This window comes from Syntrophales bacterium (assembly GCA_035363115.1).
Lineage (GTDB): Bacteria > Desulfobacterota > Syntrophia > Syntrophales > PHBD01 > PHBD01.
The window spans coordinates 234,252-260,352 of sequence record DAOSEM010000003.1; the positions used below are offsets into that span (position 1 = coordinate 234,252).

Below are 26,101 nucleotides of genomic sequence, written 5' to 3' on the forward strand. Positions count from 1 at the left end.
ACCTCTCTTATTGCGCGATGAGATGGAACCGTACCGTCGACGCGATGCCCGTCTCGTCAAAGGCCCGAACGACGATGGCATGGCGGCCGGGCGTGAGCCGGACCCGTGCCTCCCAGAAGGACGTCCCTTCTGCTGCCCGAAACCTGTCTTCTCCGTCCACACGGAACTCCACCCGCTCGATTCCGACCGAATCCTTGACGAATCCCAGGATGCTCGTGGTCCGGCCTGCCGGAACCACCTGGTTCTCCGCATGGGAAGAGACAAGAATCTTCGGAGGGTCCAGGAGATCCGTCCCGTCGGCGGGCAGGGCGTCCAGGAAACCCAGCGCCCCGGCCACGGTGGGCGCGATGTCGTCGATCTCGACCACCGAGCGCACGATGCTTTGCCGACCTCCGGAGGGATTCATGATCAGGAGGGGGACCTGGTCTTCCACGCGCTCGCCGCGGCCGTGCTGTCCCAGGTAGATGCTTCCGCGGGGAGAGAAGTAATAGGGGCTCTTCGCCTCCACCAGCAGGTCCCCCGAGCGGCCGGAACCCGACAGCCCCAGGGCCCGCGTGTTGAGGCGCTCCTCGCTCTCCCGCTCCAGCCTTTTTGTCACGATCTTTCCGTCGTTCCCGCTCATCAGGAAGACGGCGGGCTCTTTGCCGGGGATGCCGGTCTCGCTGAAGAAGATCCGGGACACGTAAGGCTCCTTCAGCAGGAGGGCCGAAACCGCCTCGATGTCCGACCGGGCCGGTAGGGTAGACCACGGGGCTCCGGGGGGCCGGATGGAGACAAGGGCTGCATTGCCGTTGGAGTCGGCCATGACGGCAATGTCGAAGTCCGTGGCGTTTTCATCCAGGCGTCCCGACTTGTCCAGGGGAGGACGGTACGGGCTTCCGGCCAGGGCATGATAAACCCTCTCCGCATCGACGGTGATTTCGTCCTTCGCCACCGCGTCCGCCTGCCCATGGTCGGATGCCAGGAAGATCATCGTCTCGTCCAGCAATCCGCGGTCTTCCAGGGCCTTAATAATTTCTCCGATCAGCGGATCGAGATGCTCTGCCAGGTAGTCCGCCTGCCGGTCTCCGGCGCCTCCAATGGGGCCGGGACCTTTCGCGTGGGACAGCCCGTCCAGCCCTGATAGCCATATGCCCATCAGCTCCGGCGGATTCTCGCTCCGGATCAGCGCCACGGCTTTCCGCGCGGCGGAGGCATCGAGGAGGGCGTACTGGTTGACGAAAGGCAGAACGTCGAGACTGATGAGGGCGTCGAAGAGGTCCGGGTTCACGACCACGTCAGCGCCTCGTCTCACGGGATCGAAAACGACGGCCGACCGGGTCGTGCGGCCCCTCGCCGTCTCCGCCTCCTTGAACGCCTCGTAAATCGTCCGCACGTCCCGGGAAAGGTCCTGGTCGTGAACGGGAATGCCCCCGAAGGACCAGGCGCGCCCCAGGCCGGGATCGTCCTCGCTGCCGTATTTCACGTATTCCCGCGTCCGCCGGTACAGGGGCACATTGGCGTCGAGGGTCCGGTCGAACCATTCATTGCCCGGAACTCCGTGACGGCCCGGGTAGACGCCCGTGAAAATCGTCGTGTGGTTGGGAAGGGTGATGGAAGGGAGGGCGGAAAGGCACTTCGCGAAGCGTACGACCCCCCGCTCCCGGATCAGACGCTCCAGGTTCGGGAGCCTCTTCGCGTCAAGGGCGTTGTACGCCGACTCGCCCCGCAATGCGTCCACGACGATTACAATGGCCCGGCTTCGGGAGTCCAGGCGCTTTCGCAAAAGGCGGAAGGCCTGGAGGGACTCGACGCCCGTGATCGGTTTGATCGGCTGAAATCTCGGGGGAGCGCCGGGACCGGGAGCGAAGAGGCCGAGGCTCAGCGCGAGATCGGCGGCACTCTTGTACCAGGCGCTGGCTTCCACGTCCTCGAAGCGGGAGGCCTTGTCCATCATCTGCGTGGCAAGCGTCTCGTCGCGGGTGGCCCTGGAAAGAACGTCCTCCAGGATGACGGCGAACTCGGCGCGGCTCACCGCGTCGGAGGGACGGAACGTTCCGTCGGGAAAGGGCTCGAGACCCCGGATGCCCAGAGCGAGAACGCGCCGGATGTCGTCCCGATAGGCACTGTCCTCGATGTCTTTCACCGCAGGCGCCGCCGCCTGCTTCTCGACGTAGGGTCGCCAGGTCGCCGATCCCCGGATCGTCCGGATCCGATCCACGCGCAGCTCATGTACCAGCAGGGCCGCCAGCTCGCCCCTGGTCACCTGGGGCAGGAGCCCCAGTCTCTTCCCCAGGTCGCTGCGGGGCGCAAAAGAGTATACGGACCGGATGTGCTCGACCCGGCGATCGAGATCGACCTTCCCGGAGGGGTGCGCTATGCGGCGGGCGCGTTCCAGGGCCTCGATGGCCCTGGAAAGGTAAAGACCGCGCTGAAAGAGGTCTCCCAGCCGAAGAAGGCTCTCCCTGTCCTCGGCCTTGTACCGGTTGAGGACTTCCCACTCCCGCTCGGCCAGGTCAAGGCCGTATGGCGGCAGCTCCCCGTGATGGCTTGCTGCGGCCAGGATCCGGATCGTCACCCTGGAGGTCCGGATGCGCTCCTCCCCGGACTCGGAGCGGATCATGGCCTGTCGCACCTCCGACAGGGCCTCCCCGGTCTTTCCCGTATTCCCCAGGGCTTCGGACAGCCCCAGGCGCGCCTCGACCAGATCCGGGCCCTTCTGCAGCACCGCCTGGAAGCGCGGGATAGCCTTCTCGTCCATTCCCGCCGCGAGAAGGCGGTTTCCGGCCTCGAGATCCATTTCCACTCCCGGCGTCATGCGGAACTTGGTTTTCCTGCCTCCTGCCTCCGAATAGGACAGCACGGACTTCTTCAGATCGAGGAACTGCCCGCCGAAACCGAAGGCCTTCATCTCCGCCACGGCCGCCTCCAGCGGCCAGCCCTGGACCTGCATGCGGTAGATCGCGGCCATCACCCCGGTCCGGTCTTCTCCCTGCCGGCAGTGGAAGAAAACCGGCCGGAGGGCGGGATCGGTAACGATGTCCAGAAAACGAAGGATCGACTCGCGGCTCGGAGTATCCAGCGCGGACAGCGGGATGTGCTCGATGCGAAGGCCCAAAACGCCCGCCGTTTCGCGGTAGGGGACGTCATCCCGGAGACAGACCAGCGTCCTGACGCCGGCCCGCTTCAGCGACTTGAGCCCGCTATCGGTGGGAGAGCCGCCCCGGTAAACGTCCGTGTCGATGCGGGCGAACCGCTCGATGCCGTCCACTTTCATGGTCTCGGCCATACCCGGAGGTTCTGTCATCTCTTTCCGGACCGCCGGGGTGCTGCTGCAGCCTGCCTGAAGGATGAGCAGAAAGGAAATAGCCAGATACAGGGGGCCAACCATGAAAGGCTTCTTTGATTCCATGATTTGCACCGATTCATACCTCCTTTTGAAAAGACGACGGTGCCGTTGTCGGACGGGCACTCAGGAGAAGACAGGGGAATGGATTGACGTTTCAGCGATACAGCAGCATTGCAAGGTTTCCGTGACGTTACCACAGACGTCACCGGGGGAGCAAACGCCATTTGGCCGATGGGAAACATGCCTTTGTCATCACAACGGACTCATTTATGGACCGGGAAGACGGTGTTGGACTCCATCTTACAGCCGACGTCCCTTCTTTCGCTCCCTCATGATCCTGAAATCCTGCGTGCAGACCGGATCTGCATCGGACAAGCAGGTCGTCATTGACAATCACTACATGTTGTGGTTATGTGCAGGGCCTCATACAACATGTGGTGTTGATCTGTCGAACTTTCTCTTCTCTTTCCAAGGGGTTAATCTGCCATGAGAACAATGTCTGATTCTTTCGATAAGCCGGAGTTGGCAAAGAATGCCGTCACAGTGCTGGAAAGGCGGTATCTGAAACGGGATCTGGATGGCAACGTTCTGGAAGAGCCGGCGGATATGTTTCGAAGGGTAGCGCAAACCGTTGCCGAGGCAGATCGGAAATTCAGCAGGAAAAACGGCGTATCTCAACTTGCAAAGGAATTCTACCGCATGATGGCTTCCATGGAATTTCTGCCCAACTCGCCGACCCTGATGAATGCCGGGCGTGAACTGGGGCAATTGTCCGCCTGCTTTGTGCTGCCGGTGGGTGATTCCATGGAGGAGATTTTCGATGCCGTGAAATACACCGCCCTGATTCACAAATCCGGAGGAGGCACCGGTTTTGCCTTTTCCAGGCTGCGCCCCGCCAATGACGTTGTCCTGACGACGACCGGCATTTCCAGCGGTCCGATATCGTTTATGCGCGTTTTTGACATCGTCACGGAAACCATCAAGCAGGGCGGCACGCGGCGTGGCGCGAACATGGGCATCCTGCGTGTCGATCATCCGGACATCATGAATTTCATCATGTGCAAAGCCGACAAGAAGCAGCTCAACAACTTCAACATTTCCGTGGGGCTTACGGAAGCCTTCATGAAGGCCGTGGAGAAGGACGAAAATTACGAGCTGATCAATCCCCGTGACGGGCACGTCACCGGAACGCTCAATGCCCCAAAAGTATTCCATCGGATCATTTCTCAGGCCTGGGAAAACGGCGAGCCGGGGATCGTATTCCTGGATCGACTCAATCGCGACAATCCCACGCCCCACATCGGGGAGATCGAATCCACCAATCCCTGCGGTGAGCAGCCCCTTTTGCCCTACGAGTCATGCAACCTTGGCTCGATCAATCTATCCAGGATGGTGAAGGGAGACAAGGTCGATTGGGAGCGGCTGAAGAAGGTTGTTCACCTGGCCGTTCATTTTCTCGACAACGTGGTGGAAATCAACAAATACCCCTTGCCGCAGATCGCCGAGATGACCCTCGCCAATCGCAAGATCGGGCTTGGAGTCATGGGATGGGCGGACATGCTGATTCTGCTGGGGATTCCTTACAATGCGGAAGAGGCGCTGGAACTTGCCGGAAGGGTCATGAATTTTATCAATGAGGAGGGGCACAGGGCCTCGCATGCATTGGCCGAAACCCGCGGGCCGTTCCCGAACTTCAAGGGATCAATCTATGATCAAAAAAGGATGCCGTCCATGCGCAACGCAACGGTCACGACCATCGCGCCCACCGGCACGATCTCGCTCATTGCCAATGCCTCGTCAGGCGTGGAGCCGCTCTTCGCGGTCTCGTTCGTCCGGCAGGTCATGGATAACGACGTCCTCCTGGAAGTGCACCCGCATTTTGAAGCCATCGCGAAACGCCGGGGTTTCTACTCGCCGGAATTGATGAAGCGAATTGCCGAAGAAGGATCTATTCACAATATGGAAGACATCCCGGAAGATATCCGCAATCTGTTTGTTACGGCCCACGACATAACACCGGACGTGCATATTCGTATGCAGGCGGTCTTTCAGAAATATACGGACAACGCGGTGAGCAAGACCGTGAATTTCCCGAACGGTGCAACCATTCAGGATGTCGCCCGCGTCTATGAGCTGGCCTATCAGCTCGATTGCAAAGGGGTTACGATCTATCGTGACGGCTCGCGGGATCAGCAGGTATTGAGTAGAGGCAGCAAGGAAGGGCAGGCGATTCCGGAAACCCCGGCTCCTGAGAAGCCAACGACCAAGCGCGAGCGTCCCAAAGTGCTCAAAGGCTGGACCTACCAGATGCAGACCGGATGCGGACCCCTGTATGTAACCGTCAACCAGGACAGCTCGGGTCTCTTTGAACTTTTCACCACGATGGGGAAGGCGGGAGGCTGTGCGGCCTCACAGAGTGAAGCGATCGGCAGGATGGTGTCTCTGGCCTGGCGCAGCGGACTCCAGGCAAAACAGGTTATCAAGCAGCTTCATGGCATTTCCTGCCACTCGCCATCGGGCTTTGGCGAGAATAGAGTCCTGTCTTGTGCGGATGCCGTGGCCAAGGCGATTCAGTACCATCTGTCGGACAATGGAGGCAGCGGCAAGATTCCGTATCAGGAAAAGAGTGTTCTGTTCAAGGGAGCTTGCCCCGAATGCGGGGGAATCGTAGCACATGAGGGCGGTTGTATGGTTTGCCGCATATGCGGCTATAGCGAGTGTGCATGAGGAAAGCCCGCCGGGGTAAGCCAGCCTGGAGAGAATGAAAAAATCAATCAGCCTTTTGAGAAAAAAGCGGGCTCGATTGGCCTCCCCGGGACGCTTTCCATGCATCCTTCCCTCACTTGGCGGGCCAGGGCAGGATGGAACGGCCGAAACGCGGATCCCATCGTTGCAGCATCTCCTCACATCCAACCTTCCGGGTTTCCTGCAGTAGCACTGTCCCTCTCATGCCCCCCTCCCTGGGGCTCTATGCCAACCGGACAATTTATGTGTTACAACCCCCGTACTTATTACGTATTCTCTGCGGGACAATATGTTTTCATTGACAATTCTTTTGTTTTCAGATACTTCGCCACCATTCTTCCAAAGGAGGTAATAAATGAAAAGCAAATCGTTGCGGTTGCTTGGTTGCGTGGCGGTAGCAGCGGTACTGTGCCTGTTGCTCGCGGCAGGTCCGGCGGCAGCCCAGCAAAAAGTGATCAAGATCGGTACTATTTTCCCCTTGACCGGCCCGGTAGCAAACGCGGGGCAGCGTTGCCAGGCCGCGGTCCAGACGGCGGTTGAAATCGTCAACGGCCAGCATCCCGGAGTGAAAATCCCCCTGGCAAAGAAGGGTGGGCTGTTGGGCGGATACAAGATCCAGCTGGTCCATGCGGACAGCCAGGGCAAGCCGGACATCGGCAAGGCCGAGGCCGAGCGGCTCATCAACCAGGAAGGCGTATGGGCCCTCATCGGGTCTTATAACAGCTCCGTGAGCGGACCGGCGAGCCTGGTCGCCGAGCGCGCGAAAAAGATCTTCATGTGCGGTGCCTCCAGCAGTTCGGCATTGACCAATCGTAACCTGAACTACTTCTTCCGCCTGGCGCCGACCGACGCGACCGAGTCGGCGGAATTCGTCGAAGTCCTCAAATGGCTCAACCAGAAGCAGAAGGCCAATATCAGGACGATCGGGATCATTTACGAGAATACCCTCTTCGGAAAGGGCGCCGCCGGTGAGGCGAAGAAAGCCGCCACCGCCGCGGGATTCAGCGTAGTGGCGGACGTTCCCTATACCCCCGGGGCGACCAACCTCAACAGCGAGGTTCAGACTCTGAAGACCAAGAACCCCGATGCCCTCTTCGGAGCGGTGCTGGGTGCCGATTACGCCCTCATGGTGAAGACCATGAAGCAGTCAAACTGGGTCCCCAGAATGTCGATCAACTACTGCTCGGGCTACCAGGATCCGATCATTGCCAAACAGCTGGGCAAGGACGCCGACCTGTTCATGGGCTCCAACGCCTATACCCCGCAGTTCGCGTCCCTGTTGCCGGCCGTTGCCGCGGTTGAGAAGATCTTCAAGACCAAGACGAAGGGCGTGCCGTTCGACGGCGACAGCATTCAGGAAGCCGTGGCCGTGATCGTGCTGGCCCAGGCGATCGAGAAGGCCGGAAGCCTCGACCCGGAAAAGGTCGTCAAGGTGCTCCACGAGAGCACGTTCGACTCCCCGCTGTCCCTGGGCGGGAAGGTTCAATTCGCGAAGGGTGGCCAGAACATCAAGGCATTCAGCATCGTGACGCAGCTTCAGAATGGTGAATACAAAAGGCTTTATCCCGCCGATCTGGCGGATCCGAAGGCCAAGGTCGTGTTCCCCATGAAGCCCTGGGACAAGAGGTAACAAGGTGACCCGCGGGGGCGACCGGCCGGTTGCCCCCGCAGCCCATCATATCCGATATCCGGTTTGCTCACCTCGACAACGGATCGAGTGGACTTCGTATGGGAGCCTTTGGGAGCCCGATACACTACTCCCAAAGGCTCCTGTCTGTGCATTGAATGGAAACGGTTCTCCAGGTACTCATTGACGGAATTTTAAGCGGGCTCCTGTACGCACTGGTGGCCGCCGGCCTGTGCCTTATCTGGGGCGTCATGGACGTCATCAATTTCGCCCACGGCGAGTTCCTGATGGCGGCCATGTATGTCAGCTACTGGCTGGGGTTCCTGGCCGGTGTGGATCCCCTGGTGTCTCTTCTCGCCGCCGGCGTGTTTGTCTTTCTCCTCGGGGTGCTGACCTACCAGCTGATCGTCAAATACACCGTCGGCAAACCATCGCTCGCGGCGCTCCTGGCCACCTTCGGGCTGGCCATGCTCATCAAGAATCTCTGCCTGAACCTCTTCTCGCCGAATTTCCGCATCCTCACCGATACGTGGCTCGGCGACAAGACCTATCACCTGGGGGCGCTGATCATCCCCATTCCGCAACTGGTGACAGGCATCATCGCGCTGCTCGTCATCGCGCTTATCTATGCACTGATCAACTCCACCCGGTTCGGCTGGGCCGTCCAGGCGACCGCCATGGACAAGGAAGCGGCCGAGCTGATGGGCATCAACACGGAACGAATCTACCTCCTGATCTTCGGTATCGGCGGGGCGTGCGTGGGCATTGCCGGCGGCATCATGCCGACGTATCTTGCCGTGCATCCCGAGGTGGGCTCGCTTTTCGGGCTTATTGCCTTCATCTGCGTGGCGATGGGGGGGTTCGGGAGCATCCCGGGGGCGCTGTGTGCGGGCCTGCTCGTGGGGGTTGTGGAGTCGTTCGCAGGGTTTTACATCGCGCCCGTGTTCAAATACGTGGCCGTGTTCAGCCTGTACCTGGCAGTTGTCGCCTTTCGAAGGAAGGGGTTTTTCGGTTGGTAGATCCGGCGAAAAACAGAATCTTCGGCAAGGATGCCGTGTGGCTGCTGTTCATTGCGGTCGTGGCCGTCCTGCCCCTTGTACCGGGTTTTGCGGACAATTCCTTCCGCATGCATGTCTTCATCCTGATCCTGTTGTACGCCAGCATGGCGCAGGCCTGGAACATCATCGGCGGCTACTGCGGCCAAGTGTCCTTCGGCCATTCGGTGTTTTTCGGAATCGGCGCCTACGGGGCGTCCATGGCCCTGGTGACGTACGGGACGGCGCCCTGGCCCGGCATCCTGATCGGCATGGCGGCGGCCGGCCTGGTGGCGGTCATCATCAGCTATCCCTGCTTCAAGCTGAGCGGCCATTATTTTGCCATTGCCACCTTTGCCATCGTGGAGATTTTTTTCCGCATGTTCCAGGTATGGGACTGGATTGGCGGGGCCATCGGGCTGGACTATCCCGTTGTTGAAGAGGGGCTCTGGAACCTGGTCTGGTATTCGAAGACCGGGTATTATTACTTCGCCCTGATCCTGTTTGTGGTTGTCTTCGGAGTCGTGCGCTGGCTGGAAGGGCACCGGTTCGGGTATTACATGAAGGCCGTGCGGGAAGGGCAGGAGACGGCCGAATCGCTGGGCGTCAACAGCACCATGGTAAAACTCACGGCAATGGCCATCTCGGCCGTCCTGGCGGCCCTTTGCGGTGTTTTCTTCGTGCAGTACAACCTGCGGGTGGACCCGTCCATGGTCATATCCCTCGACATGGCGATGAAGTTCGTCCTCATCACCATCCTGGGCGGGGCCGGCACCCTCCTGGGGCCTCTGGCCGGTGCGGCGGTCCTCATCCCGCTGCAGGAGTACACCCGCGCGTTCTGGGGCGGACTGGGCGGCGGCATCGACCTGATCGTTTTCGGACTGATCATCATCCTCATGGTCATCAAGCAGCCCGCCGGGATCGTCGGAATTTTCCAGGGGATCCGGCAGAGGATTGCGAAAGCCCGCGGCAAGGGAGGTGAGGAAGTTGGCGCTCCTTGAACTGAATGAAGTGACCATGAAGTTCGGCGAGCTCGTCGCCAACGACCGGGTCAGCTTTACCGTGGAAGCCGGCTCGATTGTCGGGCTCATCGGCCCCAACGGCGCGGGGAAAACGACCCTGTTCAGCTGCATTTCCGGGCTCTACAAGCCGTTCAGCGGACGCATTTCCTTCGACGGCGAGGATATAACCGGGCTCACGCCATATCAAATCGCCCGCAAAGGGGCGGTGCGCACCTTCCAGGTCGTTCGGCCCCTCAAGGAAATGACGGTTTTCGACAATGTGCTCGTCGGCGCTTTCCTGAAATGCCATGACAACAAGGCGGCATTTGAAAAAGCCGCGGAATGCATCAGGCTGTGCGAGCTCACCCCATTCCAGGACAAGCTGGCCGGGGGGTTGCCCATCGCCGGCAAGAAACGCCTGGAAATGGCGAGGGCGCTGGCTGCGGGTCCCAAGCTGCTCATGCTGGACGAGGTGATGGCGGGCCTCACGTCGACGGAAGTGAAGGCGGCCGCGGAAGTCATCCTGCGCCTGAAAGAAAGCGGCATGACCATGATGATCGTGGAGCACGTCATGGAGGCCATTATGCCGATCGCCGACAAGGTCGTGGTGCTCGACAGCGGCCTCAAGATCGCCGAGGACGTGCCCGAGCGCATCGTCAACGATGACAAGGTCATCGAGGCCTATCTCGGGGCGAAATACGCCCAGCGCATGAAGGAACAGAGGAGTGGAGCCGGTGCCTGAGCCCATCCTGAACGTTTCCGGCCTGGATGCGGGATATGACGGCATCCCCGTCGTCTTTGACGCCTCCCTGGAGGTCTTGCCGGGTGAGCTGGTCGCGATCGTGGGCGCGAACGGGGCGGGGAAGTCCACGATCATGCGGACAATCTGCGGCCTCATGCACCCTCTGAAAGGGAGCATCCTCTTCGAGGGAGCCGATATTTCCCGGCTTCCGGCGAACCGCACCGTCAAGCTCGGCATCAGCTACGTCCCGGAAGGCCGCCGGATTTTCGCCAAGCTCTCGGTTGAGCAAAACCTCGCCCTGGGGGCGTATGCCGAAGACTCCAAGACGGAGGTCAAGCGCCGCGTCGAGGAAATATTGCAGATATTCCCCGTGCTCAGGGAGCGCGCCAGGCAAGTCGGCGAGACGCTGAGCGGCGGGGAGCAGCAGATGCTGGCCATCGCACGCGGGCTCATGTCGCACCCCAAGCTGCTCATGCTCGACGAGATGTCGCTGGGCCTCATGCCTACCATGGTGGAGAAAATGATGGAGACCGTCATCGGCATCAACAAGGCCGGGACCACGGTCCTGCTGGTCGAACAGATGGTCCAGGAGGCGCTCGAAATCGCCCACCGAGGCTATGTCATCCAGAGCGGGAATGTCGTCCAGTCCGGCACGGGACGCGAACTGCTCGATTCTCCCGATGTCCGCAAGGCATACCTCGGAATGTAAGCCATCAACTCCTTTCCGTTTATAAGCAAAAAAAGAGTGACAGTGCCGTCAAGACAACCCTGCTGATTTGTGTACAGAGCTTACACATCATGCCGACGGATGCAGAAATAGGTTGTTTTCTGGTAGGCGTCATCCTTGCTTTCTACGGATTCGTTGATGGTGTGTTCAACTTCTTCGATTGGCGCCGTGATGAAAAGCTGCTCCGCACCGGGATCGAAACCACGGGAAAGATCACGGATGCAGCCACGTATCCGCAGATAGAGAACGTCAACTCCGGCCAATACCGCTTTTATGCGGAATTCAAGGCTGCTGACAATACTACCCATGTAGCGGCATCGCATTTTGCCAGCAGTTCTCCAGAAAAATTTTTGAACACCGAGGTTGCCGTTATATATGATCCCAAGAATCCGGATCATTCCCGTTTTAAAAACGATATCCGTCTCATTCGTGAAGTCGCCATCAATATCAGTGTGTTCCTTATCGGTCTGGGACTGATCATTTACGCGGCGTTATAGCATCGAAGGCCGGCTGTTCAGGATGGTCGGATCATGGTGTCGCGGGAACCGGGTGATCTTCTCAAATAATGGGGTTCATGATTGAAACTTGTGCTGGTATTGTTGATGATGTGCCTGTTACAATGAATTGTCCGACGAAGTAGTATGTAGTAAGAAATTCACTTGTTAATGGATATTTATGCAGGAGGTGGCTTAAGATGAAAAAGCGATTATTTATTATATTTGGAATTGTATTGTTGGTTGCTTATTGGGCTGCAAACGCTGCCGCAGCAGAAGCGCAACGCAATGTTAAGGTAAAAGAAAAGCAGATAATATTAAAAGGTTTAAGTATCGGAATGGATATCAATGAAGCACGGAAGGTGTGTGTAAACTTAATAGGCAAAAACTGGACTGTCAGTCCAGTTGAAGACTCTAATACTTTGATGTCGCATGATAGGGAGTTTTTCAAAAAGAACAAAATGCGCATGTTTGGTAAGCAAGGCTTTCTTATGAAAAATAAAGAAGGCAATCTTACCGGATACGGGTTCATCATCGACGAAGACGGACACGGAAAGGTTACGGAGATTTTTTTAAGCGGGGAATTAACGGATTACATCTTTCTTACAAATGATGTTCACGCAGATTATTTTGTCGATGAATTCAAGAAAAATTTTGGATTGCCGAATCTTCCGTGGATCTTTCGCGGATGGCAATACTCGAGTCCATTTGGGTATGAGTTAACGATCATGACCGACAAATCAATTGATATAAAGAGAAACAAGCCGAGTATCCCTCGCAGACCGAAAATAAATTTTGATTAAGATGGGCCTTGGCGGACGCCCTTGTAACTCCGTCGCTTATTGTCCCTTATTACGGGTAGAAACAGGGCAGCAAAAAGAAAGGGGTCACAGACCGTAATCTGTGACCCCTTTTGTGTCATGGTGGGCCAGGGCAGAATTGAACTGCCGACACCCGGATTTTCAGTCCGGTGCTCTACCGACTGAGCTACCGGCCCGTTTTTGCATCGGTTGCTCCCCCGTTGGGGATGCGATTTGTAGTAAATCTCCCTTTTCTTGTCAAGCGCTTTTTATCCCGAATATGGGCCGAGAGGCAGCGCCATCTGGGCGCTCTCGCGGCGCTCGCCGACCACCACGACCGTTCCGGCGATCTTGTCGTGCCAGCCCTGCTTGCGGGGATCCACGGCCACCCAGAGAAAGCCCAGGAGAAAAATGGACGAGAAGTGGTATCCCACCCAGCGGAGGAAGGCGATGCCGGGTGTCACCGGCGTCCCGTCCTGGCAGACGACCCGGATCCGGAAGAGCATCTTCCCGGGGGTCTGCCCGGTGAGGCCGTGGAAATACGTGAAGTAGAAGCAGTTCATGCACAGGAGGGCGAGCGAGTACAGGAGCATAAAGGTGGAGACCGACGCGAAGATGTCCTCCGGCCAGGCCAATCCCCCCTGAAGCCAGGAGAGATTGAGGGCCGCGGCCCCCGTGATGAACAGAAATACGGCGATGGTGGAGAGGATCGTCCAGTCGATCGACATGGCGAAGGCCCGCCTCCAGAATCCGGCATAGGGGTTCATCGAATTCAAGAGACCTCCTCCGGGATTGTTTCTCCTGCGGCCGCACCGAGCCCGCCGATCTCGTACTGCAGCATGGCCACGACGGCCGGGGCCGCCGTCTCCACCTTGAGGACGTTCCGCCCCAGGCTGACGGACCGGAATCCCGCCTCCCGGGCCTGGCTGACCTCGTCGGCCGTGAGCCCGCCCTCGGGTCCGACGATCAGGCAGTAGGCCGCGGCTGTTTCTCCGATGCCCCGCAGGGCCTCCCGGAATCCCGCCTCCTTCTCCTCCTCCCAGAAAATCAGGCGGCAGGCGCCCTCCGGAAGGGCCATCCGGACCAGCGCTTCGAAGGAGAGGATGAGATCGATCTGTGGGATGTGGGCACGGCCGGTCTGGCGGGCCGATTCCTCGGCGATTCGCTGCCACCGGGCGACCCGCGCCGCGCCCTTGTCGGCGGAGAGCCGGGGTATGCTGCGGGCCGAGCGGTAGGGGACGATCCGCCGGACGCCCAACTCCACGACCTGCCGGATGATGGCGTCCATCTTGTCCCCCTTCGGGAGGGACTGGGCAACGATGATCGGGACCGCCCGGGCTTTCCGGGTGGCCCGGGTCCGGATTGTCAACTCCGCCCGTCCGCCGTCGGAATACGAAACCACGGCCTCGCACTCGGCGCCTCGTCCGTCGCTGAGGACGATCTCCTCCCCCTCCTTGAGGCGGAGGACGTTCTTCAGGTAGTGGCTCCGGGAATCGTCGATGGTCCGGGTATCCCCGGGCTCCGGCAGGGAATCCAGGAAAATGCGCGGGCGGGTCACGCGCCGCCCCCTCCCTTTCTCAGGGCGAAGCAGATCCATTCCTTTTCCGTCACGAGCCGCTGGATCGTGAGCTGGTCGGTGACGAAGTGCTCTTCGATGGCGCCCCGCTGCTGCTCCAGGATGCCCGACAGGATGAGCCATCCCCCGTCATCCAGGAGGGATGTCAGGTGGGCGCGCAGCTTGAGGAGGAGCTTGGCCGTCAGGTTGGCCACGATCAGGTTGAAGGAGTCCCGGATGGTCGCCACGTCCCGGTTGACCACGGCCACCCGATCGGCCACCTGGTTGATGGCCACGTTCTCCCGGGCGACCTCGACGGCCTTCCGGTCGACGTCGACGCACAGGACGCGCTCGGCGCCGAGCCTGGCCGTGGTGATCCCGAGGATCCCTGTTCCGGTCCCCACGTCGAGGACGTGCCATTTCAGCTCGTGGCGGCCGTGCAGCATCAGGTCTTCAATGGCCTCCAGGCACATGCGGGTGGACGGGTGCTGCCCCGTTCCGAAGGCCATGCCCGGATCGATCTCGATGATGATGTCCCGGCCCGAGGATGCGTAGCGTTCCCAGGTGGGTTTGACGACGATGCTGCGGCTCATCCGGATGGGTTTGAAGTACTTCTTCCAGGCCTCCCCCCAGTCCGGGTTCTCGATGATCTCCCGGTTCAGGCGGACGGCGGGCAGGTCGGGAAAGAGCTCCGCGAGGTCTTCCAGGTAGACCGTAAGCGATGCGATCCGGTTCTCCATCCGGACGTCCACCGGCAGGAAGGCATAGATGGTCTCCTCCGGGGACAGGCCGGGGAAATCCTCGTTTTCGTCCTGGATCACGGGGGTTTCCTGGTAGATGCCCTGGGCGCCCAGCTCGGTCATGAAATTCGACAGGGCGTCCGACAGCTCCGGCGGGCTCAGGAGCGACACCTTCAGCCATCGTTCGTGCTTTCCCTCCCCCTTGGACGATCGTTCCGGCATGTCCTCTCCCTTCGCTGAAAGATGCCTTCTCATAACCTGTTTCCCATGACATTTCAAGCAGCTTGAATTTTCAAACCCGGCATGGTAGCGTCTCGACGCGGTTTTTCACCGTCCGTGCCGGAGCCCTTCCAGGCGGTCCGGACCTCAAAGGGGACAACCATGGTTTACTATCCCGTCAATCTGGACATCGCCGGCAGAAGGTGCATTGTCGTCGGGGGCGGCCAAGTGGCGGAGCGCAAGGTGGAGCGCCTCGTGGAGTGCGGCGCCCGGGTGGCCGTGCTGTCGCGGCGGCTGACGGCGCGCCTGGCGGACATGGCCCGCGCCGGGACGGTGGAGCACGTCGATTCCGAGTACGAGCCGTCGAAGCTGGACGGGGCCATGCTGGTCATAGGGGCGACGGACCGGGAGGATGTCAACGACGCCGTCAGCCGGGAGTGCCGCCGCCGGGGCATCCTGGTCAACATCGTGGACGACCCGGAGCGCTGCGATTTTATCCTGCCGTCGATCCTCCAGCGGGGCGACCTGATGGTGGCCGTTTCCACCGGCGGGAGCAGCCCCGCCCTGGCGAAGCGGATCCGGGAGGAACTGGAGGAATGCTTCGGACCGGAATACGCCGTCCTCCTGGAGATCATGGCGGAGCTCCGGCGGAAGGTGACCGCCCGGGGGCGGTCCGCTGCCGAGAACAAGGTCCTGTTCGAGTCCGTGGTCCGCTCCGGGGTGCTGGACCGGATCCGGACCGGCGACTGGGAGGGCGTCCGGGCCCTGGTCCGGGATCTGACCGGGGAAGACATCGACTCGAGGCCCTGAATACATGGACATCCTGGTTTTCAAGGCGGCCCTGGCCGCCTATCTTTTCAGCGCCCTGGCATATGTCGCCTCGGTCGTGGTGCGGCGCGTCCATGTGGCGCGAATCGCAACCTGGCTGCTGGCCGCGGCCTTTGTCATCCATGCGGGAGCCCTGGTCCTGCGGTGCATGGCCATCGGGCGCGCTCCTGTGGTGGGCCTGTACGACATGCATTCCCTGATCGCCTGGATCATGACGGGCGGATACCTGGCCTTCCAGTTCAGGACCAAGACCCGCGTCCTGGGGATTTTCGTGGCCCCGGTGGCGTCGGTGATGATGATCGTCTCCTCCACGGGACTCGGCGGGGCCGTCGCGGCGTCGCCCCAGCTGGAGCACTCCCTGGTCACGATCCATGTGATCCTGTCGCTGGCAGGAGAGACCCTGTTCGTCCTGGCCGCCCTGGCGGGCCTGATGTACCTGATCCAGGACAAGCGGATCAAAGAGAAGAAAATTACCCGCCTGAGCCGCTTCCTGCCCCCGCTCAGGGACCTGGACCGGATCAACGAGCTTTGCCTCCTGTGGGGATTCCCCCTGCTCACCCTCGGCGTCCTGGCCGGCTCCGTCTGGGCCCGCGTGGTCTGGGGCAGCGCCTGGCAGTGGGACGCGAAGATGGTCTGGACGATCCTGGCGTGGGCCATTCTGGCGCTCCTCCTCCACCAGCGCCTGGCCATCGGCTGGCGGGGCCACAAGGCGGCCCTCTACTCGGTGGCGGCCCTGCTCGTCCTGCTCCTGACCTTCGTCGTGGAAAAGACCTTCTTCACGACGGTCCACCGCTTTCTGTGAAGCCATGAGCCTGATTCTCGTCGGCATGAACCACAAGACGGCACCCCTGGAGATCCGGGAGCGCCTGAGCATCACCTGCGAGGACGGGAGCGATCCCCTGGCGGAGGTCCTGCGGGTGCCCGGTGTCGAGGAGGCCCTGTTTCTCTCCACCTGCAACCGGGTGGAGCTCCTGGCCCGCGCCGGGGGCCGGGAGGCCGCGGAGGGGCTCCACGGGTTCGTGTTTCGCTACGGGAACCTGGACCGGCAGGAGATGGACCGCTGCCTCTACACGCATTACGACCGGGAGGCGGTGCGGCACCTCTTCCGGGTGACTGCGAGCCTCGATTCGCTCGTCATGGGAGAGCCGCAGATCCTGGGGCAGGTGAAGGACGCCTACCGCCTGGCGGTGGAGCGGAAGGCCGCGGGGGCCGTCCTGAACAAGCTCCTGCACCACGCCTTCCGGACGGCCAAGCGGATCCGGACCGAGACGGGCATTGCCGCCAACGCCGTGTCGGTGAGCTTCGCGGCGGTGGAGCTGGCGAAGAAGATCTTCGGGACCCTCAGGGGCAAGACGATCCTCCTCATCGGTGCCGGCGAGATGTCGGAGCTGGCGGCACGGCACCTGATCGGCCAGGGTGCCCCGCGGATCCTCGTCGTCAACCGGACCCACGCGCGGGCCGTCAGCATGGCGGAGGAGTTCCGGGGCGAGGCGGTTCTTATCGACGAGCTGGCCCGGGCGCTCCAGGAGGCGGACATCGTCATCAGCTCCACCGGCGCGGCCGGATGGGTCGTCACGGCCCCGATGGTGGCGGCGGCCCTGAGGCGCCGGAAGAACCGGCTCCTGTTCCTCATCGACATCGCCGTCCCCCGGGACATCGAGCCCGCCGCGGGGGACATCGACAACGTCTACCTGTACAACATCGACCACCTCCAGGAGGTGGTGGACGAGAACATCCGAGGCCGGCTGGCCGAGGCGCGGAAGGCCGAGGACATCGTCGCCGAGGAGCTGGACCGGTACGAAGGGTGGTACCAGACCCTGGAGGTCGTGCCCACGATCGTCTCCCTGCGGGAGAAGATGGATGGCATCGTCCGGGGCGAGATGGAGCGCGTCTCCTCCTGGCTGGAGGGGCTGAGCGAGGCCGATCGCGAGCGGGTGCAGATCCTGGCCTCCTCCATCGTGAACAAGATCCTTCACGACCCCATCACGGGGCTCAAGGAGGAGACCCATGAGAACGGCGCCGCGGTGTACACGGAGGTCCTGCGCCGCCTGTTCCGCCTGGACGGGGAGACGTGAAGGCGGACGGCGGACATAGATAAATGGAGGATGTTCTGGAAGCGAACGTGCTGAGAATCGGGACCCGGGGCAGTGCCCTGGCCCTGAAACAGAGCGGCTGGGTGGCCGACCGGATCCGGGAGCGCCACCCGGGCCTTGCCGTGGAGCTGGTCGTCATCAAGACGAAGGGCGACATCATGCAGGACGTGGCCCTCGTCAAGATCGGCGGGAAAGGGGTCTTCGTCAAGGAGATCGAGGAGTCCATGCTCCGGGGGGAGGTGGACCTGGCCGTCCACAGCATGAAGGACATGCCGGCGGAGCTGCCGGAGGGCCTCACGATCTCCGTCACACCGAAGCGGGAAGACCCGAGGGACGTCCTGATCTCCAGGGGGAACGTCAAGTTCGAGCACCTCCGCCGCGGGAGCCGCATCGGCACGGGGTCCCTTCGCCGCCGGTGCCAGCTCGTCAGCATCTACCCGGACCTGGAGATCGTTCCCCTGCGGGGGAACCTGGACACGCGAATCCGGAAAGTCGAGACGGAGGGCCTGGACGGGATCATCGTCGCGGCGGCGGGGATCCGCCGGATGGGGTGGATGGACCGGGTAACCCAGTTCCTGCCGGAAGAGCTCATCCTGCCGGCGGCGGGCCAGGGGGTCCTCGCCCTCGAGACCCGGACGGGCGACGGGAGGACGGGGGAGGCCCTGGCCTTCCTGAACGATCCGGTCACGTGGGGCGAGGCGGGGGCCGAGCGGGCCTTTCTTCAGCGCCTCGGCGGCGGATGCCAGGTTCCCGTGGCGGCTCATGCGAAGAAGAAGGGCGGCGACGTGGTCATCCAGGGACTCATCAGCAACCTGGACGGCCGGCTGGTCGTCCGGGACGAGGTCCGCAGACCCTTCGGGGAGTACGAGGCGGCGGGCACGCAGCTTGCCGAGAACCTGCTCTCCCGGGGCGGGCGGGCCATCCTGGATCTGGTCTACCGCCAGTGTTGAGCGCCTGATATAAAGAAGAAGGAAGGTATTCGATGGCGGAGAAGGGAATCGTCTACATCATCGGCGCGGGGCCCGGGGACGCGGGGCTGATCACCCTCAAGGGCGTGCGGTGCATCGCCCGGGCCGATGTGATCGTCTACGACCACCTGGTCAACGAGGAGATCCTCGTCCACGCGAAGCCCGGTGCAAGGCTGATCTATGCCGGGAAGGAAGGGGGCGACCACACCCTCGTTCAGGACGAGATCAACCGGATCCTCGTGGAGGAGGCCCGGCAGGGCCGCGTGGTGGCCCGGGTCAAGGGCGGTGATCCCTATATCTTCGGCCGCGGCGGGGAAGAGGCGCTGGTCGTGGCCGCGGCGGGGCTGCCCTTCGAGGTCGTCCCGGGGGTGTCCTCGGCGGTGGCCGTGCCGGCCTACGCGGGCATCTCGCTGACCCAGCGGGGGTACACATCCACGCTCGCCTTCGTGACGGGGCACGAGGATCCCACGAAGGAGCAGAGCGACATCGACTGGAAGGCCCTGGCGGGCATCGGTACATTGGTTTTCCTGATGGGCGTGAAGAATCTCCACCTGATCGTCGCGAGCCTCGTCGGGAACGGAAAAAAGCCGGAGACCCCGGCGGCCCTGATCCGCTGGGGGACGACGCCGGACCAGCGGACCCTGGCGGGGACCCTGGGAACCATCGTCGAACTGGCCCGGGAGCGGAAGTTCAAGCCGCCGGCGATCTTCGTCGTCGGCGAGGTGGTCGCCCTGCGGGAGAAGCTCTCGTGGTTCGAGAACCGGCCCCTCTTCGGCCGGGGTGTCATCATCACCCGGCCGGAGGCCCAGGCGGAATCGTTCGCCGCCCTCTTGGACGAGAAGGGCGCCCGGGTCGTCCACTTCCCCGTCATCCGGATCGCGGAGCCGGAGGACTGGTCAGGGCTGGACAAGGCCCTGGACAGCCTGTCCGCCTATGCCTGGATCGTCTTCACCAGCGCCAACGGTGTGCGGCACTTCTTCGACCGCCTCCGCATGCGAGGCGGCGACGTCCGGGACCTGCGGGGCATCCGGATCGCCACCATCGGACCCGCCTCGGCGGCGGCCGTCGAGGGCCGGGGAATCCGCGTCGACATCGTTCCGGAGGAGTACATCTCGGAGGGTGTGGTCAAGGCGTTCGAGAAGGTGGACCTGAAGGGCGCCCGGGTCCTCCTGCCCCGGGCGGCGGAGGCCCGGGACGTGATCCCCGAGGGGCTCGCCGCCATGGGGGCGACCGTGGACGTCGTCACGGCCTACCGGACCGTCCGCTCGGAGAAGACCCGGGAAGAACTGGAGGCGATCTTCGCGGAGGGCAAGGCCGACGTCGTGACCTTCACAAGCCCATCCACGGTCAGGCACTTCCTGGACATTTTGGGCGGAGTGGAGGCCCTGCCCGCGGGCCTCAAGGTCGCCTGCATCGGCCCCATCACCGCCGCCGCAGCCCGGAAGGCCGGCCTGCCCATCCACATCCATCAGCAGGAGTATACGATCCCCGGAATGGTGGCAGCTATCGAAGCCCACTTCTCGGGGACGGACTGTTGAAAAAGGGCGTCTGCTGCGTTGCCCTTGTCCCGCGCCACTCGACGTACCAGACAGTACGCCTCGCGGCTCAGGACTGCAGGCGCCTTGCATTCAACCCTTTTTGAACAGCTCGTTTTGCGGTGTAGTGTTGGCGCGCTGTTGAAAAAGGGCGTCTGCTGCGTTGCCCTTGTCCCGCGCCGCTCGACGTACCAGACAGTACGCCTCGCGGCTCAGGACTGCAGGCGCCTTGCATTCAACCCTTTTTGAACAGTCCGTTTCGATGCAGTTGCGACGGGATATCGCATATAAAAATGAATCCGCCTGTTTTTTCCGGGAACTTTTTCCTTCTTCCTCCTGTCCAATCCCCCAAAAGGCAGCACCCAAAATCCCAGGATGGAAGAAGGAGGAAGTCATGAAAACCCTGTTTGCAGTCTTTGCTGCGCTGTTGGTCCTGGCCGGGGGCCCCGCCTGGGCCTCCATCGGCGACTCGGTGGACGTGAGCATCGTCACCGACGATGGCCGAACCCTGCCCCTCCACATGCAGAAGAGCCGGTATGGACTGAAGAAGGTCTATGCCGAGGCCGTCCGGGGCGATCACTACCGGATCGTTGTCCACAACCGGCTGGACCGGCGGGTCGGCGTCGTCGTCGCCGTGGACGGCCGGAACATCATCTCCGGCGGGAAGTCGTGGCTCCGGAACACGGAGCGGATGTACATCCTCGAACCCTATGCAACCAACGAGTACAGCGGCTGGCGGAGCGGCCGGGACCGCGTGAATCGCTTCTACTTCACCGATGTCCCCGACTCCTATGCCGCCGCCTTTGGCGACACCTCCGCCATGGGCGTCATCGCCGTGGCGGTCTATCCGGAGATCCGGCGTTACGAGCCGCAGATGGACTTCTCCATGTCGGCGCCCCTGGGCAAAGGGAAGCATGATGCGGCCCGCCGGCAGGCCGCACCGTCGATGAAGATGGAAGAGTCCAAGAGCGCCGGCACCGGCTACGGCCGGGAAGAGTATTCGCCCTCGCGGCAGGTGCGATTCGACCCGGAGGCGAGGGCCGTCGAGACGATCCTGGTGAAGTACGAGTGGCGGGAGACCCTCTGCCGGAAGCACGTCATCTCCTGCGGCCATGGGTACCGGGAGCACGGAAACCGCCTGTGGGACGGCTACGGCTTCGCCCCGCCCCCTCCGGGGCGCTACTGATCAAGACTGTCATGTGGGGAAACGTCACGCCCCGGCCGTGGTCATCCCGTTGCGAAGTCCTCGGGGTTGATTTCCGGCCGGGGTTCCGGTAGGTAGATGTTTCCCTTTCGGGACGGGAAGGCAATATGATCGGAATTTCGAAACTATACTGCGGCGCCGTGGAGGCCGCCGACGTCCTCCGCTACAACCGGGAATCGAAGCGCCTGCCTTCGCACCTGCTCCAGTTCTCCGCCGACAAGCGGCCGGTGGTGGTCTGGAACATGACCCGGCGCTGCAACCTGAAGTGCATCCACTGCTACTCCAGCTCCCGCAACATCCCCTACCGGGACGAGCTGACGACGGAGGAGGGGAAGGCCCTGATCGCCGACCTGGCGTCCTTCGGCTCCCCGGTGATCCTCTTCTCCGGCGGCGAGCCCCTGATCCGCAAGGACCTGCCGGAGTTGGCGCAGTTCGCCGTGGACCGGGGCATGCGGGCCGTCATCTCCACGAACGGCACCCTGCTCACGCCGGAGCGCATCCGCACGTTCCGGGCGATCGGCCTGTCCTACATCGGGGTGAGCCTCGACGGCCTGAAGGAGACCCACGACTTCTTCCGGGGCGTCCCCGGGACCTTCGAGCGGACGATCCGGGGAATCCGGGACTCCCGCGATGCCGGCATCAAGGTGGGCGTCCGGTTTACCGTGAACCGCCACAACGTGAAGGACGTCCCCGCCATCTTCGACCTGCTCGAAGCGGAGGACATCCCCCGCTGCTGCTTCTACCACCTCGTCTATTCCGGCCGTGGCTCGGCCCTCGTGGAGGAGGACCTTTCCCACGAAGAGACGCGGTGGCTCCTGGACCTGATCATGGACCGGACGCGGGACCTCTTCGCGAAGGGCCTCGAGAAGGAGATCCTCACGGTGGACAACCACGCCGACGGCCCCTACGTCTACCTGCGCCTCCTCCGGGAAGACCCGGCCCGGGCCGCGGAGGTCCTGGAGCTCCTGAAGATGAACGAAGGAAACAGCTCCGGCAACGGCATCGGCTGCGTGAGCTGGGACGGTGCCGTCCACGCGGACCAGTTCTGGCGGGGCGTATCCTTCGGGAACGTCCGGGAGCGGCCCTTCAGCGCCATCTGGACCGACACCTCGAACGAATTGATGGCGAAGCTCAAGGACAAGAAGCCCAACGTCAAGGGCCGCTGCGCCACCTGCCGGTGGCTGGGCGTATGCGGCGGGAACTTCCGGGCCCGGGCGGAGGCCGTCGCGGGCGACATCTGGGCGCCCGATCCGGCGTGTTACCTGTCGGACCGGGAAATCGCGTAAAAAAAGGAGGAGGCGACGATGCAGTTCCCCCTGTACCGGCCGAGACGGCTGAGAAAAAACGAGCATTTCCGGCGCATGGTCCGGGAGACGAGGCTTTCCGCGGACGATTTCGTGTACCCGCTCTTCGCCGTCCCGGGAAAGAGCGTCAAGAAGCCCATCCACTCCATGCCGGGGAACTTCCAGATGTCCGCGGACTATCTCGTCCAGGAGGCGAAGGCGGCGAAGGAGCTGGGGATCCCGGCGGTCCTCCTCTTCGGCATCCCCGACAAAAAGGACGAGCTGGCCACGGGGGCCTTCGCGAAGGACGGCGTCGTCCAGCGGGCCGTCCGCGAGATCAAGAGCCGCGTCCCGGACATCCTCGTCATCACCGACGTCTGCCTCTGCGAGTACACGAGCCATGGCCACTGCGGCATGCTGGAGAAGGGGTCCGTGGACAACGACTCGACCCTGGAGGTCCTGGCGGAGACGGCGGTGTCCCACGCCAGGGCCGGGGCAGACATGGTGGCACCCTCGGCCATGATGGACGGCCAGGTGGGGGCCATCCGGGACGGCCTCGACGAGGCGGGCTTCGACGATCTTCCGATCATGGCCTATTCCGCCAAGTATGCATCCTGCTTTTACGGGCCGTTCCGGGAGGCCGCGGAGAGCGCCCCGCAGTTCGGCGACCGGAAGGCCTACCAGATGGACCCCGCCAACGGGGACGAGGCGATCCGGGAGATCACCCTGGACGTGGAGGAGGGGGCCGACATCATCATGGTCAAGCCCGCCCTGGCCTACTTAGACGTGATCCGCCGGGCTCGGGAGGAGTTCGACCTGCCCATCGCCGCCTACAACGTGAGCGGCGAGTTCGCCATGATCAAGGCCGCCGCCCAGATGGGCTGGCTGGACGGCGAGCGGGCCATGATGGAGTGCCTGACCTCGATCCGGCGGGCCGGGGCGGACATCATCATCACCTATTTCGCCCCCGAGGCGGCGAAGGTCCTCGCCCGCTGAGTTTTTCCGAAGGGATTCCGTCATCCGCTCCCGGCGTCCGGGAGCGGCGAAGAAACGGATTGTGAATGGCTGACACCGGAAAAGACAGGCGCCTGCCCATCCTGGAGGATACGCTCCGCATGGTGGCCTGGGAGATCACCCGGCGCTGCAACCTGGCCTGTGTCCACTGCCGGGCCTCCTCCGAGCGGGGACCCTACCCGGGCGAGCTGACCACGGAAGAGGGGCTTCGGCTCCTGGACGACATCGCCGCCTTCAGCCGGCCCGTCATCATCCTCACGGGGGGTGAGCCCCTGCTCCGGGATGACGTCTACGACCTGGCCGCGTACGGGACGAAAAAGGGCCTGCGCATGGTCCTCGCCACCAACGGTACCCTCGTGACAGAGGACGTGGCCCGGCGGATGATCGGGGCTGGCATCCAGCGGGTCAGCATCAGCCTCGACGGGGCCGACGCGGCGAGCCACGACTCCTTCCGCTGCGTCCCCGGGGCCTTCGCGGGTGCCATGGCGGGCATCGAGGCCATGAAGCGGGCGGGCCTTGAATTCCAGATCAACACGACGATCACCCGGGCGAACCGGGCTTCGATTGCGCAAATTCTCGATCTGGCCGTCCGGATTGGGGCGGCGGCCCACCATATCTTCCTCCTCGTCCCGACGGGCCGGGGACGGGAGATGGCCGACCAGGCCATCTCGGCGGAGGAGTATGAAGAGACCCTGAAGTGGTTCGCCGAGCAGGAGCATCGGGCGCCCATCCAGCTCAAGGCCACCTGCGCCCCCCACTATTTCCGGGTCGTGCGCCAGCGGAAGAAGACGTCGGGAGATGAGGGCGCCGGTCCGGCCGGGACGGCACGCGGCGGTGCAGCGGGATCGGCTCCCCAGGGCCACCCCCTCCACGCCGTGACCCGGGGCTGCCTGGGGGGAAGCGCCTTCTGCTTCATCTCGCACACCGGCCAGGTCCAGCCCTGCGGCTACCTGGAGGTGGACTGCGGGCAGATTCGGGAGCGGGGGTTCGAGGCGGTGTGGAAGGACTCGGCGGTCTTCCGGGACTTGCGGGACCTGAACCGCTACGGCGGCAAGTGCGGGCGCTGCGAGTTCATCCGGGTCTGCGGCGGTTGCCGCGCCCGGGCCTACGAGGCGACGGGGGATTACCTGGCGGAGGAGCCTCTCTGCATTTACGAGCCGGGAGGCGTTTGATAGAAGGCGGGCCGGGAGCATGCCCGGACCGGAGGAAGCGGAACAACGGGGCGCAGGGGATGCGCCGATGGGGAGAACGGAGCGAGACGATGAAAAACGTGTGGCTGACGGTGGTGTTGATCCTTACCTTTCTGGCCGGGACGGCCCTGGCCGCGGGGCCTTCCTTTCAGGACATGGACGCGGACAAGGACGGAAAGCTGTCCCGCCAGGAGATCGACGCGGCGGCGGAAAAGGTGTTTCAGGATGCCGACAGGGACCGGGACGGATACCTGAGCGAGCAGGAGTTCAAGGCCATCCAGGGAGCGCGATCGAAGTTCAAGGACCTGGACAGGAACAAGGACGGCAAGCTTTCCATGGACGAGCTCAGGAAATCGGCAGACAAACGATTCCAGTACCTGGACCGGAACCGGGACGGCTCCATTGACGTGCCGGAAAGCAAAGTCCGCCGGGCGCCCGAGATCAGTCCCCTGTTCCGCGTTTATTTCTGACGATTGCCTTGACGGGCGGCCGGGCCGCTCAACACCACCGGGGAACAATGGACGGGAAAGACCGGGAAATTCTGAACATCCTCCAGAAGGAATTCCCCCTGGAGGCATCGCCTTTCCGGGCGGTCGGGGAGAACGTGGGCCTCCCGGAGGGCGAGGTCCTGCGCCGGGTCCGTGTGCTCCGGGAGAAAGGGGTGATCCGGCGCATCGGGGCCTCCTTCAATCCCCGGAAGCTGGGATTCGTCAGCACCCTCTGCGCCGCCCGGGTCCCCGAAGGAAAGGCCGGCGCCTTCGTGAATACCGTCAACGCCTATCCCGGCGTCACCCACCACTACCGCCGGGACCACGACTACAACTGCTGGTTCACCTTCATCGCCCCGTCCGAGGAGGCCCTGGAGACGGCCCTTGCGGAAATCCGGGAGAAGACGGGGATCGAGATCCTGAGCCTTCGAGCGGTCAAAACCTACAAGATCGACGCCACCTTCGAGCTGTAAATCCGGGGTGTCA

23 protein-coding genes and 1 tRNA gene are annotated in these 26,101 nt (G+C 62.5%); 19 read left to right on the forward strand and 5 right to left on the reverse strand.

All coding sequences use genetic code 11. The features are described 5' to 3' along the window. Positions 1-7 precede the first annotated feature (7 nt). On the reverse strand, positions 8-3,391 hold the full coding sequence (locus PLO63_08955; GenBank protein ID HOI74262.1) for an alkaline phosphatase family protein: 3,384 nt from the start codon (positions 3,389-3,391) through the stop codon (positions 8-10). Positions 3,392-3,814: 423 nt separating this feature from the next. Here PLO63_08955 and PLO63_08960 point away from each other — a divergent pair, with 423 nt between their 5' ends. From PLO63_08960 to PLO63_08995, 8 genes are all read left to right on the forward strand, one after another. Beyond that, entirely contained in the window at positions 3,815-6,055 is a 2,241-nt protein-coding gene (locus tag PLO63_08960) for a vitamin B12-dependent ribonucleotide reductase (protein HOI74263.1), read from the forward strand. A gap of 373 nt (positions 6,056-6,428) precedes the next feature. Then, positions 6,429-7,703: an ABC transporter substrate-binding protein gene (locus PLO63_08965; GenBank protein HOI74264.1), complete on the forward strand. Its 1,275-nt coding sequence runs from the start codon at positions 6,429-6,431 to the stop codon at positions 7,701-7,703. 155 nt (positions 7,704-7,858) lie between these two features. Beyond that, positions 7,859-8,719 (forward strand): branched-chain amino acid ABC transporter permease, encoded by an 861-nt coding sequence (locus PLO63_08970; GenBank protein ID HOI74265.1) that lies wholly within the window; start codon positions 7,859-7,861, stop codon positions 8,717-8,719. Then, positions 8,713-9,735, forward strand: a complete 1,023-nt coding sequence (locus PLO63_08975; protein ID HOI74266.1) for a branched-chain amino acid ABC transporter permease — start codon at positions 8,713-8,715, stop codon at positions 9,733-9,735. Before PLO63_08970 ends, PLO63_08975 begins: the two co-directional genes overlap by 7 nt. Further along, positions 9,722-10,477 carry an ABC transporter ATP-binding protein gene (locus PLO63_08980; protein ID HOI74267.1) on the forward strand — a complete coding sequence of 252 codons (756 nt, stop codon included), beginning with the start codon at positions 9,722-9,724 and terminating at the stop codon, positions 10,475-10,477. The genes PLO63_08975 and PLO63_08980 overlap by 14 nt, the downstream gene beginning before the upstream one ends. After that, complete coding sequence (locus tag PLO63_08985) at positions 10,470-11,186, forward strand: ABC transporter ATP-binding protein (protein ID HOI74268.1); 717 nt, start codon at positions 10,470-10,472, stop codon at positions 11,184-11,186. The genes PLO63_08980 and PLO63_08985 overlap by 8 nt, the downstream gene beginning before the upstream one ends. 89 nt (positions 11,187-11,275) lie before the next feature. After that, entirely contained in the window at positions 11,276-11,701 is a 426-nt protein-coding gene (locus tag PLO63_08990) for a DUF3592 domain-containing protein (GenBank protein ID HOI74269.1), read from the forward strand. Positions 11,702-11,898: 197 nt separating this feature from the next. Then, entirely contained in the window at positions 11,899-12,501 is a 603-nt protein-coding gene (locus tag PLO63_08995; GenBank protein HOI74270.1) for a hypothetical protein, read from the forward strand. Between the two features lie 118 nt (positions 12,502-12,619). Here the strand turns inward: PLO63_08995 and PLO63_09000 are convergent. The 4 genes from PLO63_09000 to prmA all read right to left on the reverse strand — a co-directional run bounded on the left by PLO63_09000 (position 12,620) and on the right by prmA (position 15,015). Beyond that, positions 12,620-12,695 (reverse strand) — tRNA-Phe (locus PLO63_09000). 72 nt (positions 12,696-12,767) lie between these two features. After that, positions 12,768-13,265: an RDD family protein gene (locus tag PLO63_09005; protein ID HOI74271.1), complete on the reverse strand. Its 498-nt coding sequence runs from the start codon at positions 13,263-13,265 to the stop codon at positions 12,768-12,770. 5 nt (positions 13,266-13,270) lie between these two features. After that, complete coding sequence (locus PLO63_09010) at positions 13,271-14,056, reverse strand: RsmE family RNA methyltransferase (GenBank protein ID HOI74272.1); 786 nt, start codon at positions 14,054-14,056, stop codon at positions 13,271-13,273. Then, positions 14,053-15,015 carry a 50S ribosomal protein L11 methyltransferase gene (gene prmA / locus PLO63_09015; protein HOI74273.1) on the reverse strand — a complete coding sequence of 321 codons (963 nt, stop codon included), beginning with the start codon at positions 15,013-15,015 and terminating at the stop codon, positions 14,053-14,055. Before prmA ends, PLO63_09010 begins: the two co-directional genes overlap by 4 nt. A gap of 159 nt (positions 15,016-15,174) precedes the next feature. On the opposite strand from prmA, the gene PLO63_09020 reads away from it, so the two are divergent. The 11 genes from PLO63_09020 (at position 15,175) to PLO63_09070 (ending at position 26,088) form a co-directional block, all read left to right on the forward strand. Continuing rightward, positions 15,175-15,822 carry a bifunctional precorrin-2 dehydrogenase/sirohydrochlorin ferrochelatase gene (locus tag PLO63_09020; GenBank protein HOI74274.1) on the forward strand — a complete coding sequence of 216 codons (648 nt, stop codon included), beginning with the start codon at positions 15,175-15,177 and terminating at the stop codon, positions 15,820-15,822. A gap of 4 nt (positions 15,823-15,826) precedes the next feature. Further along, positions 15,827-16,642, forward strand: a complete 816-nt coding sequence (gene ccsA, locus PLO63_09025; GenBank protein HOI74275.1) for a cytochrome c biogenesis protein CcsA — start codon at positions 15,827-15,829, stop codon at positions 16,640-16,642. A 4-nt stretch (positions 16,643-16,646) separates the two neighbouring features. Beyond that, complete coding sequence (gene hemA / locus PLO63_09030; GenBank protein HOI74276.1) at positions 16,647-17,915, forward strand: glutamyl-tRNA reductase; 1,269 nt, start codon at positions 16,647-16,649, stop codon at positions 17,913-17,915. A 23-nt stretch (positions 17,916-17,938) separates the two neighbouring features. Next, positions 17,939-18,883, forward strand: a complete 945-nt coding sequence (gene hemC, locus PLO63_09035) for a hydroxymethylbilane synthase (GenBank protein HOI74277.1) — start codon at positions 17,939-17,941, stop codon at positions 18,881-18,883. 32 nt (positions 18,884-18,915) lie between these two features. Next, a complete protein-coding gene (gene cobA, locus PLO63_09040; protein ID HOI74278.1) occupies positions 18,916-20,439 on the forward strand; it encodes a uroporphyrinogen-III C-methyltransferase in 1,524 nt (507 codons plus the stop codon). Positions 20,440-20,830: 391 nt separating this feature from the next. Continuing rightward, positions 20,831-21,622 carry a hypothetical protein gene (locus PLO63_09045; GenBank protein ID HOI74279.1) on the forward strand — a complete coding sequence of 264 codons (792 nt, stop codon included), beginning with the start codon at positions 20,831-20,833 and terminating at the stop codon, positions 21,620-21,622. Positions 21,623-21,747: 125 nt separating this feature from the next. Beyond that, complete coding sequence (gene ahbC / locus PLO63_09050) at positions 21,748-22,926, forward strand: 12,18-didecarboxysiroheme deacetylase (protein HOI74280.1); 1,179 nt, start codon at positions 21,748-21,750, stop codon at positions 22,924-22,926. 18 nt (positions 22,927-22,944) lie between these two features. Further along, positions 22,945-23,919, forward strand: coding sequence for a porphobilinogen synthase (gene hemB / locus PLO63_09055; protein ID HOI74281.1), 975 nt, complete (start codon positions 22,945-22,947; stop codon positions 23,917-23,919). Positions 23,920-23,984: 65 nt separating this feature from the next. Then, positions 23,985-25,109, forward strand: a complete 1,125-nt coding sequence (gene ahbD / locus PLO63_09060) for a heme b synthase (GenBank protein ID HOI74282.1) — start codon at positions 23,985-23,987, stop codon at positions 25,107-25,109. An 89-nt stretch (positions 25,110-25,198) separates the two neighbouring features. Continuing rightward, positions 25,199-25,597 (forward strand): EF-hand domain-containing protein, encoded by a 399-nt coding sequence (locus PLO63_09065; protein HOI74283.1) that lies wholly within the window; start codon positions 25,199-25,201, stop codon positions 25,595-25,597. Positions 25,598-25,644: 47 nt separating this feature from the next. Then, positions 25,645-26,088 carry an AsnC family transcriptional regulator gene (locus tag PLO63_09070; GenBank protein ID HOI74284.1) on the forward strand — a complete coding sequence of 148 codons (444 nt, stop codon included), beginning with the start codon at positions 25,645-25,647 and terminating at the stop codon, positions 26,086-26,088. Positions 26,089-26,101: the final 13 nt, after the last annotated feature.

Excerpts from the sequence above, each read along its gene's own strand:
- PLO63_08990 (HOI74269.1), top strand. The coding sequence starts at position 11,276 with ATGCCGACGGATGCAGAAATAGGTTGTTTTCTGGTAGGCGTCATCCTT.
- PLO63_09045 (HOI74279.1), top strand. The coding sequence starts at position 20,831 with ATGAAAACCCTGTTTGCAGTCTTTGCTGCGCTGTTGGTCCTGGCCGGG.
- ccsA (HOI74275.1), top strand. The coding sequence starts at position 15,827 with ATGGACATCCTGGTTTTCAAGGCGGCCCTGGCCGCCTATCTTTTCAGC.
- ahbD (HOI74282.1), top strand. The coding sequence starts at position 23,985 with ATGGCTGACACCGGAAAAGACAGGCGCCTGCCCATCCTGGAGGATACG.
- cobA (HOI74278.1), top strand. The coding sequence starts at position 18,916 with ATGGCGGAGAAGGGAATCGTCTACATCATCGGCGCGGGGCCCGGGGAC.
- PLO63_08995 (HOI74270.1), top strand. The coding sequence starts at position 11,899 with ATGAAAAAGCGATTATTTATTATATTTGGAATTGTATTGTTGGTTGCT.
- hemC (HOI74277.1), top strand. The coding sequence starts at position 17,939 with ATGGAGGATGTTCTGGAAGCGAACGTGCTGAGAATCGGGACCCGGGGC.
- hemA (HOI74276.1), top strand. The coding sequence starts at position 16,647 with ATGAGCCTGATTCTCGTCGGCATGAACCACAAGACGGCACCCCTGGAG.
- PLO63_08955 (HOI74262.1), bottom strand. The coding sequence starts at position 3,391 with ATGGAATCAAAGAAGCCTTTCATGGTTGGCCCCCTGTATCTGGCTATT.
- ahbC (HOI74280.1), top strand. The coding sequence starts at position 21,748 with ATGATCGGAATTTCGAAACTATACTGCGGCGCCGTGGAGGCCGCCGAC.
- hemB (HOI74281.1), top strand. The coding sequence starts at position 22,945 with ATGCAGTTCCCCCTGTACCGGCCGAGACGGCTGAGAAAAAACGAGCAT.
- PLO63_09070 (HOI74284.1), top strand. The coding sequence starts at position 25,645 with ATGGACGGGAAAGACCGGGAAATTCTGAACATCCTCCAGAAGGAATTC.
- PLO63_08970 (HOI74265.1), top strand. The coding sequence starts at position 7,859 with ATGGAAACGGTTCTCCAGGTACTCATTGACGGAATTTTAAGCGGGCTC.
- prmA (HOI74273.1), bottom strand. The coding sequence starts at position 15,015 with ATGCCGGAACGATCGTCCAAGGGGGAGGGAAAGCACGAACGATGGCTG.
- PLO63_08960 (HOI74263.1), top strand. The coding sequence starts at position 3,815 with ATGAGAACAATGTCTGATTCTTTCGATAAGCCGGAGTTGGCAAAGAAT.
- PLO63_09065 (HOI74283.1), top strand. The coding sequence starts at position 25,199 with ATGAAAAACGTGTGGCTGACGGTGGTGTTGATCCTTACCTTTCTGGCC.
- PLO63_09005 (HOI74271.1), bottom strand. The coding sequence starts at position 13,265 with ATGAACCCCTATGCCGGATTCTGGAGGCGGGCCTTCGCCATGTCGATC.
- PLO63_08965 (HOI74264.1), top strand. The coding sequence starts at position 6,429 with ATGAAAAGCAAATCGTTGCGGTTGCTTGGTTGCGTGGCGGTAGCAGCG.
- PLO63_09020 (HOI74274.1), top strand. The coding sequence starts at position 15,175 with ATGGTTTACTATCCCGTCAATCTGGACATCGCCGGCAGAAGGTGCATT.